Annotated in this window: 10 protein-coding genes; 2 read left to right on the top strand and 8 right to left on the bottom strand. The window is 70.3% G+C overall.

From position 1 onward, the window contains the following. Positions 1–595: hypothetical protein (locus tag E1292_RS51540; protein WP_165974859.1), on the top strand; the 595-nt coding region annotated here is incomplete at its 5' end. Positions 596–654: 59 nt separating this feature from the next. Here the strand turns inward: E1292_RS51540 and E1292_RS32700 are convergent. Continuing rightward, a complete protein-coding gene (locus tag E1292_RS32700) occupies positions 655–1896 on the bottom strand; it encodes a hypothetical protein (protein ID WP_132599991.1) in 1242 nt (413 codons plus the stop codon). 203 nt (positions 1897–2099) lie between these two features. On the opposite strand from E1292_RS32700, the gene E1292_RS32695 reads away from it, so the two are divergent. Then, complete coding sequence (locus tag E1292_RS32695; protein WP_132599988.1) at positions 2100–2648, top strand: helix-turn-helix domain-containing protein; 549 nt, start codon at positions 2100–2102, stop codon at positions 2646–2648. Between the two features lie 127 nt (positions 2649–2775). On the opposite strand, the gene E1292_RS32690 is transcribed toward E1292_RS32695, so the two are convergent. From E1292_RS32690 to E1292_RS32665, 7 genes are all read right to left on the bottom strand, one after another. Next, the gene (locus E1292_RS32690; protein WP_132599985.1) at positions 2776–3081 is read right to left on the bottom strand and encodes a DUF1416 domain-containing protein; all 306 of its coding nucleotides are present in this window, start codon (positions 3079–3081) and stop codon (positions 2776–2778) included. Beyond that, positions 3081–3920 (bottom strand): sulfurtransferase, encoded by an 840-nt coding sequence (locus E1292_RS32685; protein WP_132599982.1) that lies wholly within the window; start codon positions 3918–3920, stop codon positions 3081–3083. Before E1292_RS32685 ends, E1292_RS32690 begins: the two co-directional genes overlap by 1 nt. Beyond that, positions 3917–4330 carry a DUF4395 domain-containing protein gene (locus E1292_RS32680; RefSeq protein WP_132599979.1) on the bottom strand — a complete coding sequence of 138 codons (414 nt, stop codon included), beginning with the start codon at positions 4328–4330 and terminating at the stop codon, positions 3917–3919. The genes E1292_RS32685 and E1292_RS32680 overlap by 4 nt, the downstream gene beginning before the upstream one ends. A 57-nt stretch (positions 4331–4387) precedes the next feature. Beyond that, positions 4388–4471 (bottom strand): putative leader peptide, encoded by an 84-nt coding sequence (locus tag E1292_RS55900; RefSeq protein WP_350668905.1) that lies wholly within the window; start codon positions 4469–4471, stop codon positions 4388–4390. A gap of 155 nt (positions 4472–4626) precedes the next feature. Beyond that, complete coding sequence (locus tag E1292_RS32675) at positions 4627–5124, bottom strand: thioredoxin family protein (RefSeq protein ID WP_165974858.1); 498 nt, start codon at positions 5122–5124, stop codon at positions 4627–4629. Positions 5125–5152: 28 nt separating this feature from the next. Next, entirely contained in the window at positions 5153–5926 is a 774-nt protein-coding gene (locus E1292_RS32670; RefSeq protein WP_132599976.1) for an anti-sigma factor family protein, read from the bottom strand. Next, positions 5923–6435, bottom strand: a complete 513-nt coding sequence (locus tag E1292_RS32665; RefSeq protein WP_132599973.1) for a sigma-70 family RNA polymerase sigma factor — start codon at positions 6433–6435, stop codon at positions 5923–5925. Before E1292_RS32665 ends, E1292_RS32670 begins: the two co-directional genes overlap by 4 nt. Positions 6436–6486 lie beyond the last annotated feature (51 nt).

Below are 6486 nucleotides of genomic sequence, written 5' to 3'. Positions count from 1 at the left end.
GGCGGGCGGCGGGAGGCGTTCGGCCAAGGGGTCGCGCAACCGCAAGCTCCTGATCGCCGCAGGGGCCGTGGTCGTGTCGCTGCTCACCATGGGCGCGCAGACGGTCGACGGCTACCTGTTCTACGAGAAGGTCTCCGCGCAGGAGACCAAGGAGGTCGTCGTGGCGGCCGGCCAGGCAGGCACCGTCCACAACATCGAGTGGACGGCCTCGGTGGCGCCCATGAAGGCACCCGCGGGCAGCAGGCACGGCCCCGAGGTCACCTGGCTGAAAGTGGACATCACCAAGAAGGTCGTCAACGAGTCGAGCGCCACGATGACCGCCCTGCCCTACGAGATCAGGCTGACGGACCGCGCGGGCCGTACGTGGACGGTGGAACTGCAGGACGGCGAGCGGCCGACGGACCGGCTGGTGGTGGGCAAGACGTACAGGATCGAGGGTTTGGCCGTCGTGCCGACCCCGGTGGCGAACGAGGTCGAGATCTCGTTCAGGCCGAGCAGCTACCGTTCCGACACGCCGGTGGAGGACCTGTTCGACAGGGAGGCCATGGAGAAGGCGGAGAAGGACGACACGGTCCTGCGGTTCCGGCGTCGCTGAGGCCGCCGCTCGCCCCGAGGGTTCAAGCGTCCCCTGAGGGCTCAGGCGTCGCTCAGGGCTCAGGCGTCGCTGAGGCGCTCGCCCCTGGCGCGGGCTCTGGTGGCCGCGATGTCGAACGTGGCCGCCAGGAGCGCCATGGTGAGCACGGTCGTGATCATCTCGCGCAGGAAGCCGACGGGCGGTCCCGCGAAGGCCCACGTCCATTCCGCGCGCGAGCCGATGAGTGCCCGCAGCCCCCGGTCGCCGTACTGGGCGGCCACCGAGATGGCCACGTAGCACAGGCACAGCATGCCGAAGAGCGGCGCGCCGCCGTTGAAGACCATCCGCAGGGAGTTGGCCAGCGGCACCCAGCGGTCCCTGAAGCCGGCGGTGACCTGGTCGAACGACCTTTTCGTGAGGTCGTGGCTGGATTCCAGGCGGTCCACGCCGCGCTCCAGGCGGGTGCCCTTGAACAGGGTGCGGGTCTCGTCGGAGAAGGCGCCGTAGACGAGCATGGCCACGGTCAGCCAGGCCAGAGGGACCGCGACCGCGTCCAGGAACAGCGGCCAGAACTCGCTGAACGTGTTCGTGACGCCGTCCCACAGGGGCACGTTCTTCTGCGCCTCGGACCAGACCTCCTTGGACCCGGCGACGACCGTGCGGTGCTCCATCCATTCGGAGCGCGCGTCGGCGACGGCGACGGTGGCGTTCAGCCCGTAGAACATGAACGCGAATTCGGAGAAGGCGGCGGCGAAGCCGTAGAACCTGGTCTTGCCCTGCTCCACGAACTTCGCGAAGAGCGTCTTCAGCCCGAACATGACGACCATCGCGCCGAGCGACACGCGCCAGTCGAGGTCGACGAGGCCGCGGCCGACCTGGGACTCCTCGCCGAACCAGGATGCGTCCGTCATTTCCTGGAAGTTGTGGAACAGGTCCATCTGGTAGATGTCCCTGGCGTCTTCGGTGTGGAATCCCCACGCCAGGTAGAGCACGGCGAAGGCGGGGGCGACCCGGTCCAGCGTACGGAAGAAGCGCTCGTCGGCCACGCCCTCGTCGGCTCTGGCCCGCATCTCCCACAGCGCGTTGCGCAGGCAGTAGAGCATGCCGGCGGTGACCGTCACCGCGGACATGACGACCAGCGTGAGCAGGGTCATGACGCCCACCAGCCGGAGCTGCCGGAAGTCGCCGTAGGCCACCTCGGTGGCGCCGTACATCAGCAGGAAGCGCACCAGCTCGCCGGCCGAGAACCAGAAGATCAGCGGCACGGCGCATCTGCCCACGAGCCGCAGCGTGTGCAGGGGCAGCGAGTACGGCGACGGCATCCGCTGAGCCGGCGTAGGCCCAGGTCGGGGCGGATCCATCACACCTGTCGAACCGGACATCTGTCGAATCGTATCGGTCTGTCCCTTCTGCCGCAGCCGCAACTCCCTGATTGCGGGCACGATCGGTTCCGGAGCGGTGACATATGAGTGATGCGCAGGCCGGCCCGGCGACGGGATGCGGCCCTTGCGGCACCATGACGGTCATGGACTCGCGCCCCGCACTCGACACCGATCCCCGTGTGGTGGGAGAACGCCTGCGACGGCTGCGCCAGGCGCGCGGTGTGTCGCTCTCCGAGCTGGCCAAGCGCGCCGGCATCGGCAAGGCCACCCTGTCGGGCGTCGAGACGGGCACCCGTAACCCGACGCTGGACACGCTCTGGGCGATCACCGCGCAGCTCGGCGTGCCGATCGGCGCGATACTCGACTCGCCGCCCGAGCCGCAGATCATGCGCGGCACGGCCATCGAGGCCCGGCTGCTGGAGGTGTTCGAGGACGGCGCCGTGACGTACGAGCTCTACCGCCTCCGCGTCCCGCCCGGCCTCACCCAGACCTCCCCCGCCCACCACGCGGGCGTCAGCGAGCACCTCACGGTCTTCACCGGCGCCCTCAGCGCGGGCCCGCTCGACGAGCCGCTCACCGCCGGCCCCGGCGACCACATCTCGTGGCGGGCCGACGTGCCGCACGGCTACCGGGCGCACGGCCCCGACGTCGTGCGCGCCACGCTTCTCATGCGCTACCCGGCCAACCCCTGAGCGTGCCGCACCGGGCCGCGATCCGGTCGAGCAGCCCGTCGGGTGAGAGGTGACACCGTGGCGTACGCATCCGGCGCACGCGCGAAGGCCCGCGTCGGAACGACGCGGGCCTCACGTGGAAACGGGCTCAGACGGCCACGGCGAGCTGGGCGACCTCGCCCAGCTTGGCCTCGACCTGCACGTCGCGGGTGACGCCGCCGCCCGCGATGATGCGCACGGTCCAGTCGCCGGGAGCGGCGAAGAACCGGAAGACGCCGTCGTCGGACACCACGACCTCGCCGGTGAACTCGCCGGACCCGTCGAGCAGCCGGGCGTAGGCCGTGCCGGCGCCGGTCACCACCCCCTGGATCACGGCCTGGTTGGTCAGATCGATCCCGGCCGGCAGCGCGATCGTCTGCTCCGGCGCTCCGCAGCCCTGTGCAGCGCTGGTCATCAGCGGGCCTCCCCCAGCTCGATCGGCACGCCCACGAGCGAGCCGTACTCGGTCCATGAACCGTCGTAGTTCTTCACGTTGTCCTGCCCCAGGATCTCGTGCAGGACGAACCACGTGTGCGCGGAACGCTCGCCGATGCGGCAGTAGGCGATGGTGTCCTTGCCGAAGTCGACACCGGCCTCGGAGTAGAGCGTGCGCAGGTCGTCGTCGGACTTGAACGTGCCGTCGTCGTTGGCGGCCTTGGACCACGGGATGTTGCGGGCCGTGGGCACGTGGCCGCCGCGCTGCGCCTGCTCCTGCGGGAGGTGCGCGGGGGCGAGCAGCTTGCCGGTGAACTCGTCGGGCGAGCGCACGTCGACCAGGTTGAGCTTGCCGATGGCGGCGACCACGTCGTCGCGGAAGGCGCGGATCGCGGTGTCCTGCTCATCGGCGACGTATCGGGTCTTGGGCCGCTGGGGCACGTCGCGCACCAGCTCGCGGGAGTCGAGCTCCCACTTCTTGCGGCCGCCGTCGAGCAGCTTGACGTTGTCGTGGCCGTAGAGCTTGAAGTACCAGTAGGCGTAGGCGGCGAACCAGTTGTTGTTGCCACCGTAGAGGACGACGGTGTCGTCGTTGGAGATGCCGCGGTCGGAGAGCAGGGCCTCGAAACCGGTCTTGTCCACGAAGTCGCGACGCACCGGGTCCTGCAGGTCCTGCTGCCAGTCGACCTTCACGGCGCCACGGATGTGGCCCTTGTCGTAGGCGCTGACGTCCTCGTCGACCTCGACGAGAACGACTCCGGGTGTGTCGAGGTTGGCCTCGACCCAGTCGGCGTCCACCAGGGCGGCGGAGCGGCTCATTGGGATACCTCCATGTTGGCAGCGGGCAGTAGACGACGAATCAGCAGGTACATCTCGCAGCCGAGGCAGAATCCGAAGGCTGCGTTGAGGAATGCGGCGAGGAGAGCCGCGGCCGTGGCCGCCAGGGCCAGCGGCACGATCCCGGTGAGGAACCCGACCAGGCCCGCGACCGCGAAGACCAGCCCCACCAGCTGCGCGAAACGCGGCGGGCGGGCGTCTTCCGTCTCCTTGGGCGCGCTCTTGACGAACGCCTTGAAGAGCATCACATAGGGCGAGCGGCGGACGACTCCGAGCGCGAAGACCGCCGCCTGGGCGGCGAGAAGCCAGGCGCTCTCCGTCACCAGGACGGAGACCAGGACCAGCGTGGTGATGGCCGCGCCGAAACGCAGCGCTCTAGGGTCGGCACGCATCGTGGGATGCTCCTGAAGGGGTCGATTGGAGCGGATCGGATATCCGCGAGATCGTCCTCAGGCAGCGCGACAGAGCGCGGTGGCGACGCGGCAGAAATCAACCGCGCGCCGCTTCGTCAGCAGCTCTGTCGATGGGTTCATGTTCACGACCCTACTCGGCGTCTCGTCATCTGTCACTTCTCGTCCGGTTATTGAGATGATCTGTCTGTTACGCGGACCGGCCATGACGTCGTCACACGGGCGGCAGGGCGTCGTCGCGCGGGCGCATGACGTCGTCACGCGGGCGCATGACGTCGTCACGCGGGCGGCAGGGCGTCGGCCACCGCGGCCAGGACGTCGGCCTTGCGGGGCTGGCCCGAGGCCCTCTTGACCACGGTGCCCGCGGCGTCGAGCACGAGGACGGTGGGCGTGCGCATGATGTCGAGCCGGCGGACGAGGTCGAGCCGCGACTCGGCGTCGATCTCGACGTGGCTCACCCCCGGCACGAGCGTGCTCACGTCGGCCAGGATCCGCCGGGTGGCCCGGCACGGCTGGCAGAACGCGGTGGAGAACTGCACGAGCGTCGCCCGCTCGCCCAGCCCCTCGCCCAAGTCGGCCTTGGACAACCGCTCAGGCAGCGCCCCGGACGGCCGCTCCTGCAGCCGCCGCGACAGTCCCCCGGGCAGCCGCCCGGACGGCCTCTCGGGCAGCCGCTCCCCGCCCACGTCACGCATCCTTCCGCCGCGGCGCAGGTGGACCACGCCGATCACCGCACCGAGCGCCAGCGTGGCCAGCGCCACCCACAGACCAGACATCACTTCGTGCAACCGCGGACGGCCGCGATTACTTCCGCACCGGGATCCGCACGAGCGCCTTGTCCTTCTCGTCGACGAGCTCGAACCTGGCGATGTCGCCCATGGGCAGCGACGTCGTGCTCTTGAAGACGGCCTTGTCCTGGTAGCGGACGTCCCAGCTCCCCGCGGGGTCGCGCCGCCCGTCGCGGGCCACGACGACGAGGCGGGCGGTGGTGCCGGCCGGCACGCCGTCGACGCTCACGCTCAGCTCGGTGCCGCCGTCGCCGGGGACGGCCGTCACGGTGGCGCGGTAGCCCTCGGCGGTGTTCTCGCCGGGGAACTGGCGGCCCGTGACCGCCCTTTCCGACGCCTTCGGCACGGGCGCCCTGCTCGCGCTCGGCTTGGAGTCGCTGTAGAGCTCCGGCTTGCCCTTCTCCTGATCGGACCGGGACGAGCCGGCGACCGCCGGCGCGGCGGCCGAGTCTTCATGGCTCGCGGTGTTGACGGTCGTCCAGACCGTGCCGCCCACCACCAGCGCCGCGGCGGACGCGGCGACCGCCATCAGCACGCGGCCACGCCTGTTGCGCCTGGCGCGGTCGTTCAGCAGCCGGTCGAGCACCTGGCGAGGAGGGCTGGACACCAGCTCCACATCGCGTTCGGACACCTTGCCGAGGAACGACGCCACGCCCTCGAACTCGACCAGCTCGGCGCCGCACGCCTCGCAGGTCGCCAGGTGGTCGTCGATCTCCAGTGCCTCGTCGGGCTCCAGCGCTCCGAGGGCGTGCGCCCCCATGGACAGCCGGATCTCCTCGCACGTCATCATGGCGCCAGCCCCCGCTCCTCGAGCGCCAGTTTCAGGGCGCGCAGCGCGTAGTAGGTGCGCGACTTGACGGTGCCCGGCGGAACGCCGAGCGTCGCGGACGCCTCCCTCACCGACTGCCCCCGGTAGTAGACCTCCAGCAGCACCTCGCGGTGCTCCGGCCGCAGCGCGGCCAGCGCTTCTGCCACGGACCACGACTCGACGGCCCGCTCCAGCTCGTCGTCGGCCGGTATGACCGCCAGCGCCTCGTCGCTGGTCTCCTGCGGCCTCGCCTTCCTGGCGCGGTGCTGGTCGAAGACGAGATTGCGGGCCACGGTGAACAACCACGCCCTGATCGGCCGGTCGGAGAGCGCCTCGGGATGCCGCCAGGCCCGCAACAGGGTCTCCTGCACGACGTCCTCCGCGCGCCCGGAGTCACCGGTCAGCCGCAGGACATAGCCGTAGAGCGGCCCCGCGTGCTCGTCGAAGAGGGTCCTCACGAGTTCCTCGTCGGCCGTGCCGGCTGCGCTCACAGGGTCCCTCCCCCTGTGAGCTCCGGCCTGGCTCGCTCGCTGCGCTCTCTC

Source organism: Nonomuraea deserti (assembly GCF_004348685.1).
GTDB classification, from domain to species: domain Bacteria; phylum Actinomycetota; class Actinomycetes; order Streptosporangiales; family Streptosporangiaceae; genus Nonomuraea; species Nonomuraea deserti.
This window is presented reverse-complemented; position numbering and strand designations above follow the sequence as displayed.